At 61.8% G+C, this 23,442-nt stretch carries 21 protein-coding genes and 1 pseudogene; 12 read left to right on the top strand and 10 right to left on the bottom strand.

Annotation, left to right across the window (positions count from 1 at the left end; all coding sequences use genetic code 11):
* A complete protein-coding gene (locus tag QM600_RS19480; RefSeq protein WP_283263178.1) occupies positions 1 to 738 on the top strand; it encodes a sulfite exporter TauE/SafE family protein in 738 nt (245 codons plus the stop codon).
* On the opposite strand, the gene QM600_RS19475 is transcribed toward QM600_RS19480, so the two are convergent.
* From QM600_RS19475 to QM600_RS19455, 5 genes are all read right to left on the bottom strand, one after another.
* Positions 739 to 2,211, bottom strand: coding sequence for a peptide MFS transporter (locus QM600_RS19475; protein ID WP_283263177.1), 1,473 nt, complete (start codon positions 2,209 to 2,211; stop codon positions 739 to 741). It lies immediately after the preceding gene.
* A 56-nt stretch (positions 2,212 to 2,267) separates the two neighbouring features.
* The gene (locus QM600_RS19470; RefSeq protein ID WP_283263176.1) at positions 2,268 to 2,645 is read right to left on the bottom strand and encodes a DUF3054 domain-containing protein; all 378 of its coding nucleotides are present in this window, start codon (positions 2,643 to 2,645) and stop codon (positions 2,268 to 2,270) included.
* Positions 2,646 to 2,716: 71 nt separating this feature from the next.
* The gene (locus QM600_RS19465; RefSeq protein ID WP_283263175.1) at positions 2,717 to 3,271 is read right to left on the bottom strand and encodes a YceI family protein; all 555 of its coding nucleotides are present in this window, start codon (positions 3,269 to 3,271) and stop codon (positions 2,717 to 2,719) included.
* A 92-nt stretch (positions 3,272 to 3,363) separates the two neighbouring features.
* On the bottom strand, positions 3,364 to 3,570 hold the full coding sequence (locus tag QM600_RS19460) for a hypothetical protein (protein WP_283263174.1): 207 nt from the start codon (positions 3,568 to 3,570) through the stop codon (positions 3,364 to 3,366).
* Positions 3,567 to 3,773, bottom strand: a complete 207-nt coding sequence (locus QM600_RS19455; RefSeq protein WP_283263173.1) for a hypothetical protein — start codon at positions 3,771 to 3,773, stop codon at positions 3,567 to 3,569. The genes QM600_RS19460 and QM600_RS19455 overlap by 4 nt, the downstream gene beginning before the upstream one ends.
* 115 nt (positions 3,774 to 3,888) lie before the next feature.
* On the opposite strand from QM600_RS19455, the pseudogene QM600_RS19450 reads away from it, so the two are divergent.
* Positions 3,889 to 4,238: pseudogene (locus QM600_RS19450) on the top strand (FadR/GntR family transcriptional regulator); the annotation flags it as partial.
* On the opposite strand, the gene QM600_RS19445 reads toward QM600_RS19450, so the two are convergent.
* Both QM600_RS19445 and QM600_RS19440 read right to left on the bottom strand, forming a co-directional pair.
* Positions 4,235 to 5,317, bottom strand: a complete 1,083-nt coding sequence (locus QM600_RS19445) for a lysylphosphatidylglycerol synthase transmembrane domain-containing protein (RefSeq protein WP_283263172.1) — start codon at positions 5,315 to 5,317, stop codon at positions 4,235 to 4,237. The pseudogene QM600_RS19450 and the gene QM600_RS19445 overlap by 4 nt on opposite strands.
* 9 nt (positions 5,318 to 5,326) lie before the next feature.
* Positions 5,327 to 6,805: an adenylate/guanylate cyclase domain-containing protein gene (locus tag QM600_RS19440; protein WP_283263200.1), complete on the bottom strand. Its 1,479-nt coding sequence runs from the start codon at positions 6,803 to 6,805 to the stop codon at positions 5,327 to 5,329.
* Positions 6,806 to 7,017: 212 nt separating this feature from the next.
* Between QM600_RS19440 and QM600_RS19435 the strand changes: the two genes are divergently transcribed.
* From QM600_RS19435 to QM600_RS19415, 5 genes are all read left to right on the top strand, one after another.
* Complete coding sequence (locus QM600_RS19435) at positions 7,018 to 8,211, top strand: AI-2E family transporter (RefSeq protein WP_283263171.1); 1,194 nt, start codon at positions 7,018 to 7,020, stop codon at positions 8,209 to 8,211.
* Positions 8,204 to 9,484, top strand: a complete 1,281-nt coding sequence (macS, locus tag QM600_RS19430) for a MacS family sensor histidine kinase (RefSeq protein WP_283263170.1) — start codon at positions 8,204 to 8,206, stop codon at positions 9,482 to 9,484. The genes QM600_RS19435 and macS overlap by 8 nt, the downstream gene beginning before the upstream one ends.
* Positions 9,485 to 9,554: 70 nt before the next feature.
* Positions 9,555 to 10,187, top strand: a complete 633-nt coding sequence (locus tag QM600_RS19425; protein ID WP_243618221.1) for a response regulator — start codon at positions 9,555 to 9,557, stop codon at positions 10,185 to 10,187.
* Between the two features lie 16 nt (positions 10,188 to 10,203).
* A complete protein-coding gene (locus tag QM600_RS19420) occupies positions 10,204 to 10,923 on the top strand; it encodes a DUF1707 SHOCT-like domain-containing protein (RefSeq protein ID WP_283263168.1) in 720 nt (239 codons plus the stop codon).
* Between the two features lie 72 nt (positions 10,924 to 10,995).
* Complete coding sequence (locus tag QM600_RS19415) at positions 10,996 to 12,927, top strand: DUF2339 domain-containing protein (RefSeq protein WP_283263166.1); 1,932 nt, start codon at positions 10,996 to 10,998, stop codon at positions 12,925 to 12,927.
* Here QM600_RS19415 and QM600_RS19410 read toward each other — a convergent pair.
* Genes QM600_RS19410 through trmB form a run of 3 tightly spaced genes read right to left on the bottom strand, consistent with a single transcriptional unit; the run spans position 12,899 to position 17,146 of the window.
* Positions 12,899 to 15,673 (bottom strand): MMPL family transporter, encoded by a 2,775-nt coding sequence (locus QM600_RS19410; protein WP_283263165.1) that lies wholly within the window; start codon positions 15,671 to 15,673, stop codon positions 12,899 to 12,901. The genes QM600_RS19415 and QM600_RS19410 overlap by 29 nt on opposite strands.
* A 10-nt stretch (positions 15,674 to 15,683) precedes the next feature.
* Positions 15,684 to 16,391: an NYN domain-containing protein gene (locus QM600_RS19405; protein WP_283263164.1), complete on the bottom strand. Its 708-nt coding sequence runs from the start codon at positions 16,389 to 16,391 to the stop codon at positions 15,684 to 15,686.
* A complete protein-coding gene (gene trmB / locus QM600_RS19400) occupies positions 16,388 to 17,146 on the bottom strand; it encodes a tRNA (guanosine(46)-N7)-methyltransferase TrmB (RefSeq protein ID WP_283263163.1) in 759 nt (252 codons plus the stop codon). The genes QM600_RS19405 and trmB overlap by 4 nt, the downstream gene beginning before the upstream one ends.
* 192 nt (positions 17,147 to 17,338) lie before the next feature.
* Here trmB and QM600_RS19395 point away from each other — a divergent pair, with 192 nt between their 5' ends.
* The 5 genes from QM600_RS19395 to cysK all read left to right on the top strand — a co-directional run bounded on the left by QM600_RS19395 (position 17,339) and on the right by cysK (position 23,364).
* Positions 17,339 to 18,241 carry a GTPase domain-containing protein gene (locus QM600_RS19395; protein WP_283263162.1) on the top strand — a complete coding sequence of 301 codons (903 nt, stop codon included), beginning with the start codon at positions 17,339 to 17,341 and terminating at the stop codon, positions 18,239 to 18,241.
* Positions 18,238 to 19,593: a hypothetical protein gene (locus tag QM600_RS19390; protein WP_283263161.1), complete on the top strand. Its 1,356-nt coding sequence runs from the start codon at positions 18,238 to 18,240 to the stop codon at positions 19,591 to 19,593. Before QM600_RS19395 ends, QM600_RS19390 begins: the two co-directional genes overlap by 4 nt.
* Positions 19,594 to 19,721: 128 nt before the next feature.
* Positions 19,722 to 20,087 (top strand): DUF6802 family protein, encoded by a 366-nt coding sequence (locus QM600_RS19385; RefSeq protein ID WP_283263160.1) that lies wholly within the window; start codon positions 19,722 to 19,724, stop codon positions 20,085 to 20,087.
* Positions 20,088 to 20,396: 309 nt separating this feature from the next.
* On the top strand, positions 20,397 to 22,226 hold the full coding sequence (locus tag QM600_RS19380) for a phosphoenolpyruvate carboxykinase (GTP) (RefSeq protein WP_283263159.1): 1,830 nt from the start codon (positions 20,397 to 20,399) through the stop codon (positions 22,224 to 22,226).
* Positions 22,227 to 22,428: 202 nt separating this feature from the next.
* Positions 22,429 to 23,364 (top strand): cysteine synthase A, encoded by a 936-nt coding sequence (gene cysK, locus QM600_RS19375; protein ID WP_283263158.1) that lies wholly within the window; start codon positions 22,429 to 22,431, stop codon positions 23,362 to 23,364.
* Positions 23,365 to 23,442 lie beyond the last annotated feature (78 nt).

Below are 23,442 nucleotides of genomic sequence, written 5' to 3'. Positions count from 1 at the left end.
GTGAACCTGCTCGATTTCGGATTCCTCGTCGTAGCGGGATTTTTCAGCGGACTCGTCGGATTTGTCACCGGACTGGCATCCATCGTTTCGTATCCTGCATTACTCAGTGTCGGACTGTCGCCCGTCAGCGCCAACATGACCAATACCGTTGCGCTGGTTGCCGTTGGTGTCGGAGCGCTGGCGAACTCCTCTCGTGAGGTTGCCGATACCGGGCCCAAGCTTGTTCGGTGGGGTATCTATTCGGCGCTCGGCGGTATCGTCGGAGCACTGATTCTGATGTTTGCGCCGGAGGGATCATTCGAGTCCGTCGTACCGGCGATGGTTGCTTTCGCGGCACTGGCGTTGCTAGTGCAGCCGAAAATTCGTGAGCTTACCGGTGGGGGCGAGCATCCGGGAATCTACTCCGCGGCATTGTTTGCCGTTGCCGTCTACGGCGGTTACTTCGGTGCCGGCGCGGGCGTGATCTTTCTTGCGGCAACCCTGATCCTCACGTCCGAAACAGTGTGGCGTGCAACAATCCTGAAGAGCTTCTTCCTCGGTATCGCGAATCTGGTTGCAGCACTCATCTTTGCGTTCTCCGGACAAGTGCACTGGGTCGCTGCGCTGGCGATGGCTCTGGGCGCGTTGGCCGGTGGTTGGTGCGGCCCACCCGTCGTCAAGAAAATCCCGCCATCGGTACTGCGAGTGGCAGTGGCAATGGCGGGATTCGCTCTGGCGCTGTGGCTGTGGGTCAAATAGCTATTGCACGCCCTGCATCAGTTTCTTGATCCACGGCGACGCGACCGCGAGAATGACTCCGATTCCGATCGATGCGAATCCGATGACCAGGAAGAACGGTTTGCTGTTGTCGATGTCGAAGTAGCCCGCCAAAGTTCCCGCCATCGAGGTGCCCAACGCAACGGACAGGAAGAACAACGCGACCATCTGGGTGTGGAAATGCTCCGGTGCGAGTTTGGTTGCGAGAGAAAGACCGACGGGGGAGAGGAACAGTTCCGCGAAGGTGAAGAGCAGTAGAACTCCCGCCAGTCCGAGGAGTGGCGCGCTGTTCGGTCCACCGCCGGTGATGGGGATGAAGGCCAGAAATGCCAGACCCATGATGCCGGTCCCGATTGCGAACTTGATGGGCGACGACGGTTGACGTGGCCCGAGTTTGGTCCACATCGCCGCGAAGACGCCGGCGAAGATGATGATGAACACCGGGTTGATGGATTGCACCCAGGTTGGCGGAAAATCCCAACCGAAGAGGTTGCGGTCCAACAGTTTGTCCGAGATGACGGGCACGGTCGTGAATTGTTGTTGGAACAGTGACCAGAAGGCCGCGCTGGCAATGAACATCGGAATGAACGCGAATACCCGACTGCGTTCGACCTTCGTGATGTTCTTGCTGGTCAGCATGAGCAGGAAGTACCCGACCGACGCGATGATGGTCAGACCGACCACGATGTCGGACATGTTCTCCGCTCGGATCAACCCGGTGACCGAAGCGATGGCCACCACGATGATCGCAACAATGCCGATACCGATGTAGACCGGACGCTTCTCCGGGGGGAGCGGATTACCCGGGACTTCACCGATACCGCGAAGATGCTTGCGGCCCAACGTGTACTGGATCAGACCCAGCGCCATGCCGACGGCTGCGAGAGCGAACCCGGCGTGGAATCCCCATTCCTTCTGCACCGCACCGGTCAATAGCGGACCGACCAGCCCGCCGATGTTGATGCCCATGTAGAAGATGGAGAATCCGGCGTCGCGACGTTCGTCCTTTTCGGAGTACAGATCTCCGACCAGAGACGTCGCGTTTGCCTTGAGCCCACCACTGCCGAACGCGACCATGACCAGGCCGATGCCGACGCCCCATAAGCCGGGGAACACCGCCAGTGCGATGTGGCCGGCCATGATCAGCGAAGCGCTGTAGAACAACGTCCGTTCGGAGCCGAGCAGGCGGTCTGCAACCCAGGCGCCCAGAATTGTGGATAGATAGACGGTGCCGCCGTAGGCGCCGACAATGCTGGTCGCGGCGGCCTGGCTGATGCCGAGGCCGCCGTCGCTGACGCTGTAGTACAAATAGTAGATCAGGATGCCTTGCATCCCGTAGAAGGAGAATCTCTCCCACATCTCCACACCGAAGAGGTTGGCCAGCGCAAATGGCTGTCCGAAGAACCCTCGGTCTTCTTTTTCGCTACGTTCGACGGGCTCCGTAGTATTGCTCATCCGAAAAGTGTCCTACGTAAACGGACATTTCGGGTAGTTCGAGGCCGTCGACACGGTTACGACCTCGCGCGAGTTTTTGCGACCACCGGAACCAGCGCCCGCCAACCGAGAAGAAATGCGCCGAGGAAAAGCGTCGCCACCATGATGAAACTGAACTGCGTGCCCTGGTCGCTGAGCACTCGCAGCGCCATGCCGAGGATGACTGTAGAGAGCCATACGACGATACCGGTGGGGATCAGGAGAGTGGCGTCGAACTTGTCGCGGTAGAGCGCGAACGTGGCGGACCAGCCGATCACCAGGCCGGTAAGGAATGGCCATGCGGTCTTCAGCAGACCCGCGAGAGCGTTTGACTCTTCGTGGGTCTGGCGGCCGATTGCGCAAAACACGATCACGATAACGGCATCGATCAGGAGGGGGAGTGCGTGCTTCTTCACGCCGTCCACCATACGACTGTGCGCCCTTTCGGTAGCGGTCACTACCAAAAGGGCGCACAGGGCCGAAGGCCTTAAGCCTGCAGGCCGGCTTCGATCTCGATGGTGAGGGTGATCTTGTCGCCGACAACCGCTCCGCCGCCTTCGAGGGGCATGTCGATGGAGATGTCGAAGTCACGGCGATTGATGACGGTGGTGGCTTCGAAGCCGGCAACCGGGCCGTTGCCCATGCCCGGGTTGACGCCGTTGAACTCGAGATTGAGCTCGATCGGACGCGTCACACCGTGCAGCGAGAAGTCGCCGACGAGCACGAAGTCGCTGCCCTTGGCGCGAATGTCCGTGGACTTGAAGGTGGCCTTCGGGAACTTCTCGGCGTCGAAGAAGTCAGCGGACTTGATGTGGCCGTCGCGCTGCTCGTTCTTGGTGTTGATGGAGTCGACGGAGATCTCGGCCTCGACCGAAGCGGTGCCGTCCTCGCCGACGGTGATGGTGCCGGAGAACTCGTCGAACGTGCCGCGGACCTTGGAGACGACGAGGTGGCGAACGGAGAAGGCGACGGCTGAGTGGGTGGTGTCGATGACCCAGGTTCCGGGGGTCAATGCGGGCAAGGTGGTGGAGGTGGTGGTCATCGAAACTCCTTGATAAGTAGTTGAATATTCAATTGCTTGTAGGTTCAACTATGAACCTTCGGGATTTCTTCCGCAACCCCGAGTGGCTTGCATCACATTGTATGGGTCGTTGCGTACACCGCGTGCAGTGCCGACGCCGTGACGGATTGATGGACAGTCACTCCCCACCGCTGAACCCCGTTGACCACGCACTCGGTGATCGTCACAGCAGAATGTGCATTGCCGGACGACGCCGGGTTGCCAGGCAGTGAATGCTGCGTGAGGGAGAGAACTTCAACGGCCGATCCCTGTTCGGTCAAGATATTGCACAGTGATTCGACCGGTCCGGACGCGATTCGACCGGTCCGGACGCGCAGGACTCGGCGGTGACCTCATGGCCGTCGCGATCCAGAACGACGAACAGGTTGTCTCCGTCCGTAGTGTGTTCCACCGAGTATCGGCGCATTCCTCCGTTGTACCAGTACTCGCGCAACAGTAGGTTCCACAGCTGTTCAGCGGTCATTTTCGAGCCGGAACCGTCGGTTTCGAGTTATACGCGTGACGCGAAGTCGATCTGCAGGCGCCGGGGGAGTTCGACGCCGTATTCGGACGCCAGCAGGTAAGCGATCCCACCCTTTCGGAGGCGTGATGACTCGGATATCGAAGCGATGCGGCGGCTCTTGAGGGGAGAGCAGCGGCCGCCGACTCGGATGACGCAACCTTCGTGGACGCAGACATCGCAGTCCACCGAGCCGTGGTCGAAGCCGCGCACAATCCCGTGTTGTCGGAACTCTTCGAGACAATTGTTCCGCGGCTACGAACCGCACTGATCGAATTGATCGGAGTGCTCGATCTGCATCCACAGAGTCAGCCCGACGCTGACGAGCACCGAAAGTCGGTTGATGCCATCGAAGCCGGTGATGCCGAAGAAGCGCTACGAATCAGTCGCGAGCACCTCGACGACATGGCGGCAGCGTTGCGCGGCTAAGCGCCCGGTTGTTCGCGGCGCTCGAACTCGATAGCCATCTCGGCGTCGTCGTGACGAGTTGCGCGGAACGAAATCAGGAAAACGATCCAACCCACCGCAACAACAAGCACGAAACTCACCATGCGGTAGACGAATACGGACGCGATTGCCTGCGCGCCAGTGGCTCCGGCGATGGTGAGCGCCGTGATCAATGCTGTGTCCACGTAGCCCAATCCGCCGGGTGCCAGCGGAATGCTTCCGACGGCCTTGGCTGCGGCAAAAGCGATCAGCAGTCCGGCAAACGAGGGCTCTGCACCAACGGCCCAGCATGCGAATCCGAGGCACGCCACATCGGCAACACGATGAATTGCCGACCATCCGAAAGCGACAACGGTATCGGTGCGGCTTAGTTCCACCGAATCCAGTTGAATGAGAATCTCGGACCAACGCGCCATTCCACGGTCCGCCGGGTTCTCGCGAAAGTTGTTGTATCGGGCGAGAACCCAATGTCCGACGCGCTCGATGCTGCCGGGATTCTGCGCGATGTACCGCAGACCGAAAAATATGAGTGCCACACCGATCATCGAGATGGTCATCGTGATCGGGCTGACCTTGGTACCGAAAGCCAACGCGCCCGTGGCGCCGAGAAGAGCCAGAGTCGCAGCCGCGATTACACCACACATCGCCAACTGCCACGAGGCGATTACCGGCGTCGCACCCCACTTGCGGGTCTGTTTGTATGTGAAAGCTGTCGAGAACACCTGCCCCGCAGGCAAGGTCAGGGCCATCGCAGTACTCGCGTAGATGACCGAGAGGTTCCGGGCGTGCCCAACCACCACCCCGGCAGCATTGAGGAGCCTCTGCTGAACCGATGCATAGCCGCTCAGCGACAGAGCTTGTGCGCCGACGCACGCTGCAACCCAACCCCAATGGATTTCCGTCAGCGTGCGCCACGATTCACTGAAGTTGGGCCAGAGGATGGTTCCCTCGACAATCAGCAAAGCGATCAAGGCCAGCCCGACGACGTATTTCAGCCACCAGAAGCGCCCTCTGACCCGGCCGGATGCGGCCTTGTGCGGGGTATCTCCAGGCTGAGCCATTGATTCAGCCTAGCCAATCTGTTCCGGATCGACCTCAGGGTACTTTTCCGGCCAGGCCAGATGGGTGAGCCGCCGGCGCCCGCGAAGCTGGACCTGCTCGCCCAGTTCCCACTGGGCCTGTTCTTCCTCGTCCGCGAAGTACAGTGCGCTCGTCGACGCGAGAACTCGGCTGGGACGGAACTTCGCAAGCTCCGTCAGACGCGAAGCCTCGTTCACCGGATCACCGATCACCGTGTACTCGAAACGCTCCGCCGCACCGATATTTCCAGCGACCGCCAACCCGGCACTCACACCGATCCCCACGTCCAGGCCGGTGATCTCATCGAGCTTGAAACGCAGTTCGCGGGCCGCGGCAAGGGCAGCGGTAGGCGCGTCCGGGCGGTCGAGAGGAGCGCCGAAGATGGCGAGCGCCGCATCTCCCATGAACTTGTTCACGAATCCGTTGTGACGGTCGATCACGTCGACCACAACCCGGAAGAACTCGTTGAGCAATTCGACGACCTCGCCTGGCGGACGCTCGGCCGCAGCACCCGTCGACCCGACCATGTCGACAAAGAGGACCGCAACAAATCGTGTTTCGCCGCCGAGTTCGGTACCGAACTGCAAAGCGCGTCGAGCAACGTCTTCACCGACATGCTGGCCGAACAATTGACGGAGCAGTCGACGCTCGTCGGATTCCTTCATCATCCGGTTGAACCCGACCTGCAGACGCCCGATCTCGCTGCCGTCGAACACCTCGACACGAACGTCGGTGGCGCCGCGCTGGACCCGCTCGATGGCCCGTCGAAGCTGGCGGACGGGGTCGGAGATCTGACTGGAAGTCAACATGGACAGCGCGAATGCCTGCACGATCGCCATGACGGAAATCAACAGGATTGTCCAGGCCAACGAGTCGGGCGAGAAATCGAAGTCGCTGCTCAGTTGAGTGGCGCAGAGCAGGATGATGCCGGCGACGGGCATCAGTGTGCCCAGACCCCACGTCATCATCAGGCGGGTGCCGACGCCCGGAGCCATCGTCCGGTCGAATTCGCCTTCGCTGAGGGCTTGGGCCGCGACGGGTCGCAGGATCCGCTCGCCGAGCATGTACGTGAATCCGAAGGTCGTGGTCGCAGCCATACACACGGTGACGACCACCGCGATAGCCAGCCCGGGCACCTCGTTGATCGTCAGCAGCACGAAGATGACGCCGCCGAGGACCCAGAGAACAAGGTGAACGATCGCTTGCCGGAGTGGGGCATGCAGCGCTGCCATCTGCTCACTGCGTGTCGGCGGCCCACCGCGCAATCGCCACCGAATGACCTTGCGGAGCATCATCGCCGCCGCAGTCAGACTGACAACTCCCGCAAACGCGAGGTAGATCCCAAATATCGCGAAGTTACGGACATGCTTGGCAACGATCGAGTCGGACTCCTCGATGGGCACGCCGTACCGGACGAACGCAAAAACCAGTACTGCACCGAGCAAATTCGCCGCAAGCATCGAGACCATATAGATGGGCCATCGACTGCGGATCGTCACCGCTATCGCTCTGTATGAGGCCCGCACAGCGTTCAATTTAGCTGGCTGGGGTCGAACTGTTGGTATGCACGTCCGATTTTGCGTCCGCCCTCGCTTGTCGGCATAGACAGTTAGGCTCCCGATGTGAACGCAAACGTGGGGAATGCGGACGGGGATTTCGGTATGAGCGAGTTCGAGCGGGTATGAGAAAGCCCATCAGCGCAGACGCCCAGGCAGTGCATCCCGGCGTGCGCATCGCCGCCGAATGGTCGTGGCGCCTCATCATGATCTTCGCGGGCTTGGCCGTCCTTGCCTACGTCGTGTTGCGACTCGAGACAGTACTCATCCCGGTGGGATTGGCGCTCTTGGCGTCTGCGCTGCTGGTGCCGTTGGTGGACCGCTTGCAGGCGTGGGGTGTACCGCGATCCGCGGCGGTAATCCTCGTACTGCTCGGCGCGATCGGAATCGTCGCCGGAATCGTGGCCTTCGTCGTCGAGCAGTTCATCGACGGACTGCCGCAGCTCACCGACCAATTTGCCGCCAGCGTCACCCAGATCCAGAACTGGTTGACCAGCGGCCCGCTCCATTTCAGTGAAGATCAGATTCGGCAGGCCGGCGATTCCGTCGTGAAGTCGGTGCAGTCCAATCGTGAAGAACTGACCAGCGGCGCCCTGACCACGGCAACTGTCATCGGTGAGATGTTCACCGGTGCATTCCTGACCCTCTTCACTCTCATCTTCTTCCTGTACGGCGGCGATCAGATCTGGGGATTCGTCACCAGGATCGTTCCGCGTGATTCCAGACGCCGAGTACGGATCGCCGGGTCCGCCGGCTTCGGCTCGCTCATCGGATACGTACGCGCAACAGTCGCAGTTGCCGCTGCGGACGCCATCGGAATCGGTTTGGGCCTGGTCATCCTCGGTGTTCCGCTGGCCATGCCCTTGGCTTCGTTGGTGTTCGTCGGCGCGTTCATCCCGATTATCGGTGCCTTTCTCACCGGCTTTCTCGCAGTACTCGTTGCACTGGTCACGAAGGGACTCCTGACCGCCCTGATCGTGCTCGGCATCATCATCGGCGTGATGCAACTCGAAGCGCATGTCATGCAGCCGTTGCTGCTCGGACGGGCGGTTCGACTGCATCCATTGGCAGTTGTTCTCGCGATTACCACGGGCATCGTCCTCGCCGGGATAGTCGGCGGACTCCTCGCGGTACCCATAGTCGCCGTCCTCAACACGGCAATTCGCTCGCTGCTCGCAGACGACCCCGAGGCTGTGTACGAGCAACTACACGTCGAAGATCCGGAGACACCCCTCTACCCGGCGCAACCCGACGAAGTGCGAACCGAACCGCGAATCGAGAATCCGATCGCACCGAGCGATGTCACACCCGATGACTGAACCTGAGCTGACTGAACCTGCACTGCCTGAACCTGCCGGCCGACGGCGATTGCACTACCGACCCACCGTTCGTGCCGCGTCCGGAGTAGACACCGATCCGGATGCACCGCTGTGGCGGGCCGCGCAGGCATTTCGACTGGTCACACTGATCTACGCGATCAGCTATCAATTCGCGTCGGTTTCGAACTACACGAATTCACGTCTCAGCTGGTTCTTCGTCGCGCTGATGGCGGTGTGGACCGGAGCCTCCGCGGTGATGCTCGCCGGCGGAAAGGTTCCGCACACCGGCCAGCTCGAACGTCAGATAGTGCGTGGACGTCGGATCCGCACCTACGTTGTGCTCACCGATCAAGTAGTAGTCATTGCATTGATGGCGTCGACGAGGCTCGTCTCCGACCAAGGGTGGTACCAGAATCACCAGACCCTGCCCACCACACTGTGGGCGACCAATGCGGTGATTTCTGCGGCTATTCTCGGTGGCCCCTGGCTCGGAATCGCGTCGGGAGTTCTCATCTCCTCAGCGAGCGCGATCATTCGAGACCAGATCAATCTCGATCTGTGGCGCGATGCCACAGCCCCGGTCCTGGTCTCGGTGGGCTTGGCGCTGGGCCTCGCCACCACCACCGCCAGACGCGCCCATCGCCAACTCGAACAAGCCGTGCGTCTGATCGCTGCTACCGAAGAACGCGAACGGCTCGCCCGAGAAGTTCACGACGGAGTTCTGCAAGTTCTGGCGATGGTTCGAAGGCGAGGTGCTGAACTCGGCGGCGGCGCCGCGGAACTCGCCGAACTGGCCGGGGAACAGGAAGTCGCATTGAGGATGCTCATCTCCGAGCAGAGTTCCGGCGTCACCGCTGACATCGGCGGCCAGAGCGTAGATCTCGCTCCACTGCTGACCACTCAGGCAAGCACAACCGTTTCCGTTTCCACTCCCGCCCACCCGGTAGTTCTCGGCCGCGACTGCGCAATCGAACTGGCCGCAATCGTCGACAACGCCCTGTCCAACACGGCCCTCCACGCCGGACCCGGCGCCAAGGCGTACGTACTCCTCGAAGATCTACCAGGCGAAGTCATCGTCAGCATCCGCGACGACGGCGTCGGTATACCTGAAGGTCGATTGGCTGCCGCCGAAGCCGAAGGCCGCATGGGAGTATCGAAGTCGATTCTCGGTCGTGTCGCGGCGCTCGGAGGTTCCGCGACCCTGCACACCGGTCCCGGGGAGGGCACCGAATGGGAGATCAACGTTCCGAAGGGAAGTAGTGGGAGTGACTGAAGAACACGGTGCCGGGGTTTCGACAAGCGGGGTGTCGACAAGCGGGGTGTCGACAAGCGTGGTTTCTGTGATGGTCGTCGACGACCACCCGATGTGGCGAGACGGAGTCTCCCGCGACCTGGAATCTGCCGGGTTCACCGTCACAGCCACCGCTGACGGTGTTGAGCGCGCCCGTAGTCGCGCAGCCGCTGTCAGGCCGGACGTCGTGCTCATGGACATGCATCTGACCGACGGAAACGGAGCCGACGCCACCACCGCAGTGCTCGAGGTCTCGCCGAACAGCAAGATCCTGGTGCTGTCGGCGTCGTCGGAACGCGACGATGTTCTCGACGCGATCAAAGCCGGAGCATCCGGATACCTGGTCAAAAGTGCCTCCGTCGCCGAACTGCTCGACGCCGTACGCGCCACTTACAACGGGCAGGCTGTATTCACCCCGGGACTTGCCGGACTGGTCCTCGGCGAGTACCGACGGATGTCCAGTGCCCCGGCTGACGACCGCGCACCGGAGGTTCCCAGGCTCACAGAACGTGAGACCGAAGTGCTGCGACTGGTTGCAAAGGGCCTCAGTGCCAAGCAGATTGCGACGCGGCTTTCCCTGAGCCATCGAACCGTCGAAAACCATGTTCAGGCCACTCTCCGTAAACTGCAGTTGGCCAACCGGGTGGAATTGACGCGCTACGCAATCGAGCAAGGACTCGACTAGCGCTTATCCTGGAGGGATGGAGGCCAGAAATCTACGAGTATCGGATGCAGAGCGAGAGCACGTCGGCGAATTGCTGCAGAAAGCAGTCGGGCAGGGAATGCTCTCGCTCGGTGAGTTCACCGAACGTATGGACACCGCGTTGGCCGCGAAGACTCGCGGTGAACTGAACGCCGTGCTGGCAGATCTTCCCGGCATCACCTTGATCTCGGATTACGAACCGCCGGCGTATCCCACAGGTCAGCCCGGCTATCCGTATCCACAGGCCCAGTATCCGCAACCTCAGCAGGCTCAATATCCCCAGCAGGTTCGGTACACCCAGTCGCAACCGCCGGTCGGTGTTCCGGCAACCGGGCCGTACGGCGCGGCCAACGCTGCGATCGTTCGTGGGCGTATGTCGACGGTGACCCGCAACGGAGCCTGGATTGTTCCTCCGGCCGTTGTCATCGACACTCGAATGTCGAGTGTCACCATCGATTTCACCCGCGCAGTCATGCAGACGCAGGTAGTGCACGTCTCGATCAACGACTATGCGAGTTCGATTGCGCTGATCGTTCCCGAGGAAGCCACCGTCGACATGAACGACGTCGAAGCCATCGGAGGCAGCGCTTCCAACAAGGTGCGGAGCGGGCCGCACATGGGTCCGTTGCATCTCGTGGTGCACGGCAAGGTCCGCTTCGGCAGCGTCACCGCCAAACATCCCTTCGGGACCACCATCCGAAAGTTCCTAGGTTCCTGATCCGAGAAGCACCCAGGGCAATCGAGTAGTACTACTCATCTGAATCCGGGCCTCCGATAGCAGGCTCGGAGTATGACCACACCAAGTTCTCCGGGCGTTGATCCGCGACTCGTGACGGCGTTGTCGACCGAGTGCGAGAGTATCGGTCGATCGCTGCACCACCTAGGGCAGAACCTGTCGATCCTGCAGGCGCAGTTGGTGAACCCGCCTGCTCAAACGCCAATGCAGGTTCCGCCCCCGGCACCTCCGCTTCCTGTTCCGCCGCCGCCGCAACAGCAGTACGCTCCGCCGCAACAGCAGTACGCTCCGCCGCAACAGCAATTCGCTCCGCCGCAACAGCGATTCGCGCCGGCACCCCAACAGCAATACGCTCCACCGCCACCGCAGTATGTCGGCGCGCCGTACGACCGTCGTGAGCCGTGGTGGCAGCGCGACGGGGTGATCAGTCGACTGCTGGCGATTGCCGGCGTCTCGGTCACCTTGATCGGGGTTGTCATGCTTCTGGTGCTGGCGGCTCAGGCCGGATTCTTCGGGCCACCGCTCCGCGTCATCGGTGGTGCTGCGTTGTCCGGTGGATTGATCTTCGCCGGATTTCGGGTGTACGGACGCCCCGGCGGCCGGGTAGGCGCAATTTCGCTGGTGGCTACGGGATTTGCCGGCCTCTACCTCGACGTCATGGCGGCGTCGGTCCTGTACGGCTGGCTCGTTGTACCGGTGGCGATGGTGGTTGCATTCGGGATTGCTGCTGCCGGAATTGCCGTGGCACTGAAATGGGATTCCGAACCGCTTGCATTGCTGATCGTGCTCGGCGCTGCACTGTTGGCCCCTGTGCTGACGGGTGCAATCACGTTGACACTCATCGGTTTTCTCGTCGCAATCCAGCTGGCGGCATTCTCGGCCCAGCTTGGTCGGGAATGGAAGTACCTGGGCTTGGCTCGTACGGTTCCGGTGGTACTCGCACTCGTCGTTGCTGTTGCTTCGGGGCTGATTTCCGGCGTAACCGACAGTGAAGCAGCTCAATTGGTGGTCAGCGCAATTCTTGTCGCTGCGATCGGCCTGGCCTCTTCGGTTCTTGTGCAGCGCGCCGGTTCACCTTCGCGTGACGACGTTGCAGGCGGATGGTCGAGTGCAACTTTCATCGTCGCGACACTTCCGCTCATCGCTGTCGGACTGCTCCTCGACCGTCAGATGGCAGCGGTGCTGTACGGCGTCACGGCTGCGCTTCTTCTGTCCGGCGCTGCGGTGGGCAGTGCTCTGGCGGTCAACCTTCGAATGTCCGTTGCCGGCACCGGGGCAATGGCTCTGTTGCTCTGCTGCTCGGCGGGATCTCCTGAATCATTGATCGCCGCAGTTCTTCTCGTGGTTGCGATGATTTTCTTCGGTGTTGCATTCTCGGCCGGATCGCGATTCGTGTTCGCCCTCGGATCGATCTTTGCCGCAGCCGGGCTGATCGGGTTCCTGGTGTCGGTTCCGCCCGCGGCACTGATTACGGCTCGGGCTGCGTCGGCGCACCTCGATGTGATCTCTGCCTTGACAGGCCTCGCTGTAATCGGCGTACTCATCGCCGGTGCATGGACGGTCCGACGGCTGAAGTTGGTAGGCGAGAACAACATTGCCACGATCTGGGCCCTCGCCGGTCTGGGCGCCCTCTACGGATTGACGTGCGCACTGGTGGCTTCGGGCATCGAGATCTGGGGCGCGGCAACAGGATTTGTGTTCGGCCACAGCGCCGCGACCGTGGTGTGGATGCTGGCAGCCACATCTGCCCTGGTGTACGGCCTGAACAACCGCCGGTATGCGCACGTGATGCTGGGAACCGGGCTTGCGCTCACCTGCGCCGCGCTCGCGAAGCTCTTCCTGTTCGATCTCGCAACACTCAGCGGACTGGTGCGTGGTGTTGCATTCCTGATCGTCGGACTACTGCTCCTGCTTGTCGGGACGCGCTATGCACGCGCATTCGGCAAGCAGGAACAGGTCAACTCTGGTTCTTCTGCCTCGCGATGAGTTCGCTGACACTGACGGCATTGTTGTCGTCAGGGCGATGGCGTCCAGTGGCTGCGTCCTCGGCAGTGCTTCCGGTGACGGCAGTGCTTCCGGTGACGGCAGTGCTTCCGTTGACGGGTGTTTCGGTGACAGGCTGGACGGCACCGTTGTGTGCAGTCCCGTTGCTTGCACTCCCGTTGGTTGCGACAGTTGCCCGCACAACCGGAAGTGGCCTCGATGCGGGCGGCGTCGCCTCCGGCGTGCGCAGATCCGACAACCAGCTTTCGATCGGACGTCCTTCGGTTGTGGGAAGAGATGCCGGCACAGGTTTTGTGGTCTTGTACGTCGGGTTGGGAACCGGCGCTTCGATCAGGTCCTGCGGGGCCGTGACAGGTGGCCTGTCCGTGCTGCGGCGACGCGGCGTCTCAGTGGGCTTGACGGTCGGTGCTTTGACGGACATTTCGCTGAGGGGGATGGGCTCGGTGAGGGGGTCCGGTTCACGTTTGCCCGAAGCCGGTGTGAGGGGAGGCTGCACCCGCGATGCCTCGGTCTTGGCGAGGCCGGGTCCGGCGATCGCGCCGACAGGCACGAGCTGCGGGACGTTGACGAGTGCAAGTTCACTGTCCAGGATCGGTTCGCCGAGACCGATCTTTTCCTGGATGCGTTTCATCCATGCGGGAGCCCACCAGCAGTCGTCGCCGAGCAGTTTCATCGTGGCGGGCACGAGGAACATGCGGATGAGCGTGGCATCGATGACGAGGGCCGCGATCATGCCGTACGAGATGTACTTCATCATCACAAGTTCCGACAGGCCGAACGCGCCGGTCACCACAATGAGGATCAATGCCGCAGCAGTAATGATTCGGCCGGTATGGGCGGTTCCGATGCGGATGGATTCGGTAGTGCTCGCGCCTTGGGCTCGGGCCTCCACCATCCGGGAGAGCAGGAACACTTCGTAGTCGGTGGACAGGCCATACACGATGGCGATGATCAACACCAGAACTGGCGACATGATGGGGCCGGGCGTGAAGTTGAGCATCTCGGAGCCATGCCCGTCGATGAAGATCCACGTCAGGATGCCGAGTGTCGATCCCAATCCCAGAGCGCTCATCAGAGCTGCCTTGATCGGAAGAACCAAGGATCCGAAGGTCAGGAACATCAGCAACGTTGTCAGCAGGATGACGGACACGACCATCAACGGAAGTCGGTCGAGGAGGGCGTCGACGCTGTCCTGCTCGATGGCGGGGGTGCCGCCGACGAGGACCGTCGTACCTTCGGGCCATTCGGATGACCGGAGGTAGTCGACGGTCGGACGAGCGTCGTTGCGCTCTGTCAGGCCGGCTTTGAGTACGTTGACGCCGTTTTTCGTTGCCTGCTCGGGCGTGAACTTCTCGACCAGACCGGGTGCGTTGTTGGCCGTCTTCATGATTTGGCCGAGAGCCGCATTGTCTGCGCCCTGGATGACCAGACGCACAGGCTCGGTGCGGTTACCCGGGAAGAGCTCGTCGAATTCGGCTTGTGCCATGCGTGTCGGACTGTTGGGCGGCAGGTACGTCTCGTTGATGCCACCGAACTTGATGCCGCTGAGCGGAATGATCATCAGCAGCAAAGCCACGATGATCGGGATGGCGACCTTGAGCGGATGGCGCATCACCAGACGGGTGAGCTTGCCCCAGAAGCCGTTCTCGATCTCTTCGTTCGTCTTGGTTTGACGGAACCTCTTGAAGGATAGGGCGTCGATCCGCTTGCCGAGAATTCCCAGAATCGCGGGAAGGATCGTGATGGACGAAATCGCAGCGAGCATGACGGCAGCGATGGCGCCGTAGGCGACGGATTTCAGGAATCCCTGGGGGAAGAGCAGAAGTCCGCCGAGGCTGACCGCGACCATCGTTGCCGAGAACATGACTGTTCGACCGGCCGTCATGACGGTTCTGCGGACTGCGGACGGGGTGTCATACCCCTCAGCTATCTCTTCGCGGAATCGACTGACGATGAACAGGCCGTAGTCAATGGCAAGACCGAGTCCGACCAGCGAGACCACAGGCGCAACAAATGCGTTGACCTCGGTGAAATTGGTGATCAGGCGGATGATTCCGTTGGCCCCGATGACGGTCAGGCCGCCGATGATCAGAGGCAGTGCCGCAGCGACCACGCCACCGAAGACGAAGAACAACAAGACACCGACGGCCGGAATGGCGAGCATTTCCATGCGCTTGATGTCATTGGCCATCGTGTCGTTCAGGGAGTTCGCCACCGGCTGCAGACCGGCCAATTGGACGTTGACGCCGTCGATGTAGAACGCGCTCTCGACGTCGCGGAAGTTGTTGGACACAGCTGTGTCGTTGTCACCCGCGATGGCGATGCTGGCCACCGCGTGCTGCCTCGTCGGGTCCGCCAAGGCGGCGACGGAGAGTCCGTCGCCGACCTTGAAGTACGAACCGTTGATCTTCATGATCTGGTCGGGGTGCTCGGCGACGAGTCGTTGCAGGCTGTCGATGACTTTCGCCTGAAACTCGGGATCGTCGACGGTCTTGCCTTCAGGCGCTGTATACAGCGCCAAGACGTCGCCGGTTGTGCTCCGCCCGAAAGTGCCGTCAGCGAGTTTGGCAGCCTCGACCGATTGCGATCCCGGATCGTCCCAGCCGCTCTGGCTGAGGTGATCTTGCAGGCTCAGGCCGTAAGCGGCGAGCCCAAGAAGACCCGCCACCATGACGGCGATGACGGTGAAGCGGGCACGGTAGACGATGCTTCCCCAGCTGGCGAACACTGATCAACTCCTATTCGGCAACACTTTTTCGCCCGATGAGCAGGGCGGAAAGCGGTCGGAACGGCTGCAACCAGGCGCCCTCGTCGGGCAGAGTATCCAGGCTTACCCGCGGCAGAGGCTCGCGGAAGACACCGGGGATGTCCTCGAGATCGACGAAGTCCAAGATGTCGGACGACACCGCCCAGCTGGCGTGCTCGCGGAATCCGAGTACTTGAACCGGAATGCCGGTTGCTGCGATGTTCTCCAACGGTTCGCGGAATGCTTGCCCGTCGGCGGACGCGACCATAATTCCGGCCAAGCCCTCGCCGTACCGCAGAGCGATGTGCTCGAGCATGTCTGAATCGACATCGCTGTCCTCATCGACCTTCGGCTTGGCGAACACCGCAAAACCCACATTACGCAACGCTTCGACCCAGGGGCGTACAACGTCGGCGCTGCCGGTCGCGATGTTCGTGAAGACTGTCGCTTCTGGCTCGAGAGTGCCACTTTCCCGAACGGACAGCTCAGCGGTGCGCGAGAGTAGCCAACGACCGAGAGCGTCGAATCGTGGCCGGTAGGCGGCCGTCGGCCGTCCACCGAGGATCGCACCGAGGCCCATGTCCAGGTTAGGGGCGTCCCAGACGAGAAGTACCCGCTTGGGGTGGCGGGAGTCACGACCGAGGTCGAGGGGAGATCCTGACGACGTGACGTCCTCAGATAGCTGTTCGCTGACACTCATGCTCTGATCTTCCCCCATATGAACTCGGTGATTGCACTTCCGACTTGATGGGCCTTGTCCTCGAACTTCGTGACGGGGCGCTCGTGGGTCATCGGGGACTCCCAATCGAGTTCTGTCAGCAGAGGTTCCTGGTTGCCGATTTCGCCGATCCATTCGGCGTAATCGGCATGGTCTGTGGCGACGTGGAGAACTCCGCCGGGCTTGAGGCGGTTGGCGATCAGAGCGAAGGTCGGGGCCTGCAGCAGGCGACGCTTGTGGTGGCGAGCCTTGGGCCACGGGTCCGGGAAGAACACGCGCACACCCGTCAACGATTCGGGGGCGATCATGTTTTCCAGAACGTCCATCGCGTCACCGCGAAGCACACGAATGTTCGGGATTTCTTCGCGTTCTACCTGCTGGAGCAGCTGTGCGAGCCCGGGGCGATAGACCTCGATGGCGACCAGATTGACGTGGGGCTCCGCCTTGGCCATTGCTGCGGTGGCGGTTCCAGTGCCCGATCCGATCTCGATGATCAGGGGCGCGTCACGTCCGAACCAGGCGTTTGCGTCGAGGGGAGTATCGGACACGTCGGCACCGATGAGCGGCCACTGACGGTCCCACGACTTCTGCTGTGCGTCGGTCAGCGCACCCCGGCGCGAGCGGAAACTTGTCACGCGCGGATGGAGGCGGGAACCCTTGGATTCTTCCGTCTCGCCAGCGTTCGGGGTTGGCAGTGCGTGCTGATCGGCTTCGTTCACGCGTCCATTGTCACGCATGAGCGCCATATATCGCAGACGGGTCTGAACTTCGACTTGAGGCTTTCTGTGAAAAGTGCGGAAAACAGGACACAAATCCGTGTGAGTGAACTCCGGATGACCTGCCGGGAACAGCTCCCGCGAAGTAGACCTGACAGAATCTGGCCAGCACGAGGGGAGCGTGGGGTGGGGATGAGAACAGGGGCTCGATTGATGTCCGCGGGTTCGCTGGAGGACGCGAGCGCGGAACCGATGGACGAATTGAGGCGGCTCGCGTACCGGCTGATGCCGATCGACCAGCGCGCCGCAGAGGCCGTGCATTCGATTGTCGGATCGCTGACAGCGCCGTTGCAGGTGCTTGTTGCCGGACGAAGCGGAGTGGGTCGGTCTGCAGTGGTCCGGTTGCTCGAAAGTGACAACAGAGCGGCGCGTCGTGTCGGCGGTGCTCCGGTGATCCCGACGGAGACGCGGGCGTTCGATGTGCCGGGTGCAATCGATCCGGATTTGACCCACCACTGCGTCGTGTACGTAGTTGTCGACGGAATCCGTGATGTGGATCGGCGTGCAGCGCGGCGGTTGTCCGATCGCGGGCTTGTCGTCGTGAACAAGGCCGACCGCGTGGGTGACGGCTGGGAAGCTGCGGTCGGACGCGCCACCGAGATTGCGCACGAACTCGGGACTGCCACAGTTCCCCTCGTAGCGTTGACCGGAGAAGGCGGTGGTGCCTTTTTCGACGCCCTCGCCCGGATAGTCGAGGCGCAGTGGTGGCGCAGAGTCGACGGAATGCGAGCGGTACTCGAAAGGGTTGCCGCCGGTGCCGACGCAGACGAGGCCGGCGCGCAGGACGAAGTCGAGAGGTACTTGGGCGCCGACAGTGGGGTGACCTTTGCCGCGACTGCCGCACTGGTGCGTCCGGAGTTGAAGGAGTTTGTCGCCGCGGCGCCTGCTTTGCCTGAGACGGTCGACGAAGCGCTGCGGTGTGCAACATGGTGGGGAGGGCAGGCGCAACGCGAGCACCCTTCGTGGCCGGACGCGGTTTCGCTCGTTCAGCGTGCATACGTCAGAAGGTGGGCCTCACTCGGTGGCAGACCGGCCGGATCCGAGGGCGCTCCGTGAACGACGATCCGACGGCAGCGTCCACCGCGATGCGGCCGGTGGTGGAGCGATGGAATCCTGCCGGGGTGTCGGGGGACGTCGACGGCGTCGAAGAAGGTGAATTTAAAAGTGCTGCAAAGGTTCTCGTTGTCGGTCCGCCTCGGTGTGGGCGCGAAGACGTGGAACAACTACTTCGTTCGAGTGCTGGATATGTCACCGTCGAGTGCGCGACCGACGCGATAATCGTGTTGTTGGTCATTGACGCCGCCAGCGTGATCGGAAGAGAAGAACTCGAGTTACTCGACGGGGCCGGGGTTGGTGGCCTGCCGTTGGCGGTAGTGCTGACCGGTGTGGACGGCTATCCGGACTGGGAATCCGTACGTGTCCGTGACCAGGGCATTCTTGCTGCGCATAATGACGTCTACGGTGCTGCCACCGTCGTCGAGTTGTCCGAGCACGGTGGGGCGGCGTCGTTGTTCGCCGTTGTCGACGCTTTCCGATTGCGTGCCGTATCCCAGCCCGGCGGCGGAGTGATCGCGGAAACCCGAAGAATGATCGACCTCGAGATCCGAAGCCTCCGCGAAAATGTCCCCGGCGGCGAATTGCGTTCGGAGCGAGCACAGTTACTGACCGAGCGTGACGGCCGACGCAGTGAGCGTCTTGCCCAGATGCGAAGCCGGCTCCAACGGGCACGCGCTGATCTCACACAGCAGATTGCGGACACCACCCGTACGACGGTGGCGTCGGCGCGCATCTGGATCGACGAGTCTGCCCGAGCTGAACTCTTGAGCTTGCCGGCGCGCCTCGAACATGAAGTTGCCAGCAACACAATCATTTTTGATGCCGCAATGTCCACTGCCGTCGGCGCGGGGGAGGCCGGCGGCCACCTTCCCGTACCGCGTTTTCCCGACGGACTGGCCGCGCGGCCGCGGGGGAACGAAGAGCGAATCACCGTGTTGGTCGGGGCATCGGCTGGTCTCGGGTTGGGCCGGATCGCAGTCACTCCGTTGGAGATGATCCCGGCCCTGGATATTACAAGCATTCCGGTGACCCTCGCACTCGGCGCGGTAGCAGCGTGGTGGTTGAGCCGAGCGAGAAGCATTGCCGCCGACCGAGCGCACGCTCGCGCCTGGTTGGTCGAAACGATGTCTACCGTGCGAGCGCAATGGGAGCAACGCGTACTGAACGGACTTCTCGACGCGGAAGTGGACCTCGGCAACGCGATCATGGCCGAGAGCCGTGAACTGATTGCGTCGGCGCAGGCTCGAATCGTGGAGATCGACGCCGAACTCCGGACACTGGGCCAGGCGCATACCGGACAATTGGCGGCCTGTGAACGAGACCTTGCGATTCTGAACGGATCCGGTACCTGAGCAGGTTGTCCACAGGCGCAAATTTTCGACGGGGAAGAGCTGCCGAAATCTGGTAATACTGATGAGTCTCGTCGTTCGGTAGGGGTTGCCGTAGCGAGGCGCAGCAGGCACCAACTACAGGGGGAACCATGGACAGCTTTCTGATCACGGCAGACGACGTCGACACCGGTTGGTTCGACGTATGTCACCTGCCCGTCGCGCATCTGCCGGCCGAGGGTATCGACCCGGCAACGTTCGGACCGGGATCGGGTGCCGTCGACGTCGGCGATCTGACGGTCAATCTCGACGCTTTCGATCTGGACGGAGACGGAATCGTCGACAGTCGCGTCATCCAATCCGATGATGCGCTCGTCGTCGTCTCGGATTTCGATCACGACGGCGGCGCGGACCGCGTGGCGATGGTCGAAGCCGATGGCGACTACTCGGCGTGGGAATGCCACCGCGACGACGAAGGCCTGTTGGTCTGGGATCGCATCGACGCCGGGACTTTATGAGTGAAGATGCCGGGACTTTTGGAGCGAAAGTGGCCGTTTGACGCCTTCTCAGGCCGGGTACGCCGCCTGAATACACCATCTGAATCGTTTCTGTGACAATTCTGACCGCACCCGATTACCTGCAGGTGAACAGCCAGCGTTAACCTCACTACATAGGACACCCGGCGTCCGTGGAATTCACGTGAGTGGATGACGCGGCTGGACCCCGTCGAGAGGGGGACACCGGGATCAACTGGTATCGGGGCGCTACCTGTGAAGGTGCGTCGTGTGTCAGAAGAACCCGGTTCCGGCTCACCCCAGGAGAGTTTGATGACCTCAGCGACCATTCCCGGTCTCAACGGAACTGACGGCACGCCCCCCACACAGCACAAGGAACTGCTTGCTTGGGTGCAAGAGGTTGCCGAACTCACCCAGCCCGCTCGCGTCGTCTTCGCAGACGGTTCGGACGAAGAGTGGGACCGGCTGACCAACAAGCTGGTCGAGGCAGGCACCTTCACACGCCTCAACGACGAGAAGAAGCCGAACTCGTTCCTCGGCAATTCCGATCCTTCCGATGTGGCACGCGTCGAATCGCGCACCTACATCTGCTCGAAGGAAGAAATCGACGCAGGCCCCACCAATAACTGGATGGACCCGTCGGAGATGCGCACCCTCATGGGTGACCTGTACCGCGGTTGCATGCGCGGACGCACCATGTACGTCGTGCCGTTCTGCATGGGCCCCCTCGACGCCGAGGATCCCAAGTTGGGCGTCGAGCTCACGGACTCCGAGTACGTCGTCGTCTCCATGCGCGTCATGACCCGCATGGGCAGCCATGTGCTCGAGAAGCTCGGCACCGACGGATTCTTCGTCAAGGCGCTGCACTCACTGGGTGCTCCGCTGGCCGAGGGCGAAGCCGATGTGGCATGGCCGTGCAACGACACCAAGTACATCACCCACTTCCCCGAGGATCGTGAGATCTGGAGCTTCGGTTCCGGCTACGGCGGAAATGCTCTCCTGGGCAAGAAGTGCTACTCGCTGCGTATCGCTTCGGCAATGGCGCACGACGAGGGCTGGCTGGCCGAGCACATGCTCATCCTCAAGCTGATCTCCCCCGAGGACAAGGCTTACTACATCGCGGCGGCATTCCCGTCCGCCTGTGGCAAGACCAACCTCGCGATGATCCAGCCGACCATCCCCGGATGGCGTGCCGAAACACTCGGTGACGACATTGCCTGGATGCGTTTCGGTGACGACGGACAGCTTTACGCCGTCAACCCGGAATTCGGTTTCTTCGGCGTGGCACCGGGCACCAACTGGTCCTCGAACCCCAACGCCATGCGCACCATCGACCAGGGCAACACGGTGTTCACCAACGTTGCACTGACCGACGACGGAGACGTCTGGTGGGAAGGCCTCGAAGGCGACCCGCAGCACCTGATCGACTGGAAGGGCAACGAGTGGACGCCCGAATCCGGCAACCAGGCTGCTCATCCCAACTCGCGTTACTGCACCCCGATGTCGCAGTGCCCGATCATGGCTCCCGAGTGGGACGACCCGAAGGGCGTGCCGATCTCGGCAATCCTCTTCGGTGGACGTCGTAAGACGACGGTTCCGCTGGTCACCGAGGCTCGCGACTGGCAGCACGGCGTCTTCATGGGTGCCACGGTCGGCTCCGAGCAGACCGCAGCAGCTGAAGGCCAGGTCGGCACGGTTCGCCGCGACCCGATGGCAATGCTGCCGTTCCTCGGCTACAACGTGGGCGACTACTTCCAGCACTGGATCGACCTCGGCAAGGCTGCCGACGAGTCCAAGCTGCCCAAGGTCTTCTACGTCAACTGGTTCCGCCGCGGCGACGACGGACGTTTCCTGTGGCCAGGCTTCGGCGAGAACTCTCGCGTCCTGAAGTGGATCGTCGAGCGTATCGAGCACAAGGCTGCCGGCATCGACACCCCGATCGGCGTTGTTCCCACGGGCGCGGCTCTCGACATCGACGGCCTGGATGTGTCGGCTGACGACATCGCCGAAGCTCTCGCTGTCAACATCGACGAGTGGAAGGCCGAGATCCCGCTCATCGAGGAGTGGTTCGACTTCGTCGGCGAGAAACTGCCTACCGGCATTCGTGACGAGTTCGAAGCTCTGAAGCAGCGTTTGGGCTAGTCCCTCGCGACCTTCTGCGTAACCCGGATGCCGCATCGATTCGATCTGATCGAATCGATGCGGCATTCGGTATTTGAATAGACATTTTTGAGCAATTTCGGGATTTAACCGGCCCGGTTGAGCTATATGCCCCATCAAATGATGCAATAACGTCACCAGATAAACGATTCGGTCGACACTGCGGCCGCATGGAGGTACAGAAATGACCGGAATTTACAACGACGTCACCGAGTTGGTCGGGCGCACCCCGTTGGTGCGACTCAACCGTTTGACCGAAGGTCTCGGTGCACAGGTTGTAGTGAAGCTCGAGTTCTACAACCCGGCTAACAGCGTCAAGGACCGTATCGGCGTGGCAATTATCGACGCTGCCGAGAAGTCCGGTGCGCTCAAGCCCGGCGGCACCATCGTCGAAGGCACCAGTGGCAACACCGGTATCGCACTTGCCATGGTCGGAGCTGCACGCGGCTACAAGGTCATTTTGACCATGCCGGAGACAATGTCCACCGAGCGTCGCGTCATGCTGCGCGCCTACGGCGCTGAGATCGTGCTGACGCCGGGTTCCGAGGGTATGGCCGGTGCTGTGGCCAAGGCCAAAGAAATTGTCGAGCAGACCGAAAATGCCGTCTCGGCAAGCCAGTTCGCGAACCCGGCGAACCCGGCCATCCATGAGGTCACCACAGGTGAAGAGGTCTGGGCGGACACCGACGGTGCCGTCGACATCTTTGTGGCAGGTATCGGAACCGGCGGCACCATCACCGGCGTCGGACGCACACTCAAGAAGTACAAGCCCGAGGTCAAGATCGTGGGCGTCGAACCCCTCGACTCCCCGATCCTCAACGGTGGAGCGCCCGGACCCCACAAGATCCAGGGCATCGGCGCCAACTTCGTTCCCGAGATCCTCGATCGCGAGATCTACGACGAGATCATCGACGTCACGTTCCCGGACTCCATCGAGATCGCCCGTGCGCTCGGTACCCAGGAAGGCATCCTGGGTGGCATCTCATCCGGCGCCATCGTTTGGGCGGCCCTCGAACTGGCCAAGCGTCCCGAGAACGCCGGCAAGTTGATCGTGGCTGTGGTCTGCGACTTCGGTGAGCGTTACATCTCCACCCCGCTGTTCGAACACATCCGGGACTGAGCTTCATGAGTATCCTCGGCACTATTCGCGAGGACCTGCAGGCTGCGCGCGGTCAGGATCCTGCCGCGCGCAGCAACG

The organism is Rhodococcus sp. IEGM 1379, from assembly GCF_030056815.1.
GTDB lineage: Bacteria > Actinomycetota > Actinomycetes > Mycobacteriales > Mycobacteriaceae > Rhodococcus_F.
This window is presented reverse-complemented; position numbering and strand designations above follow the sequence as displayed.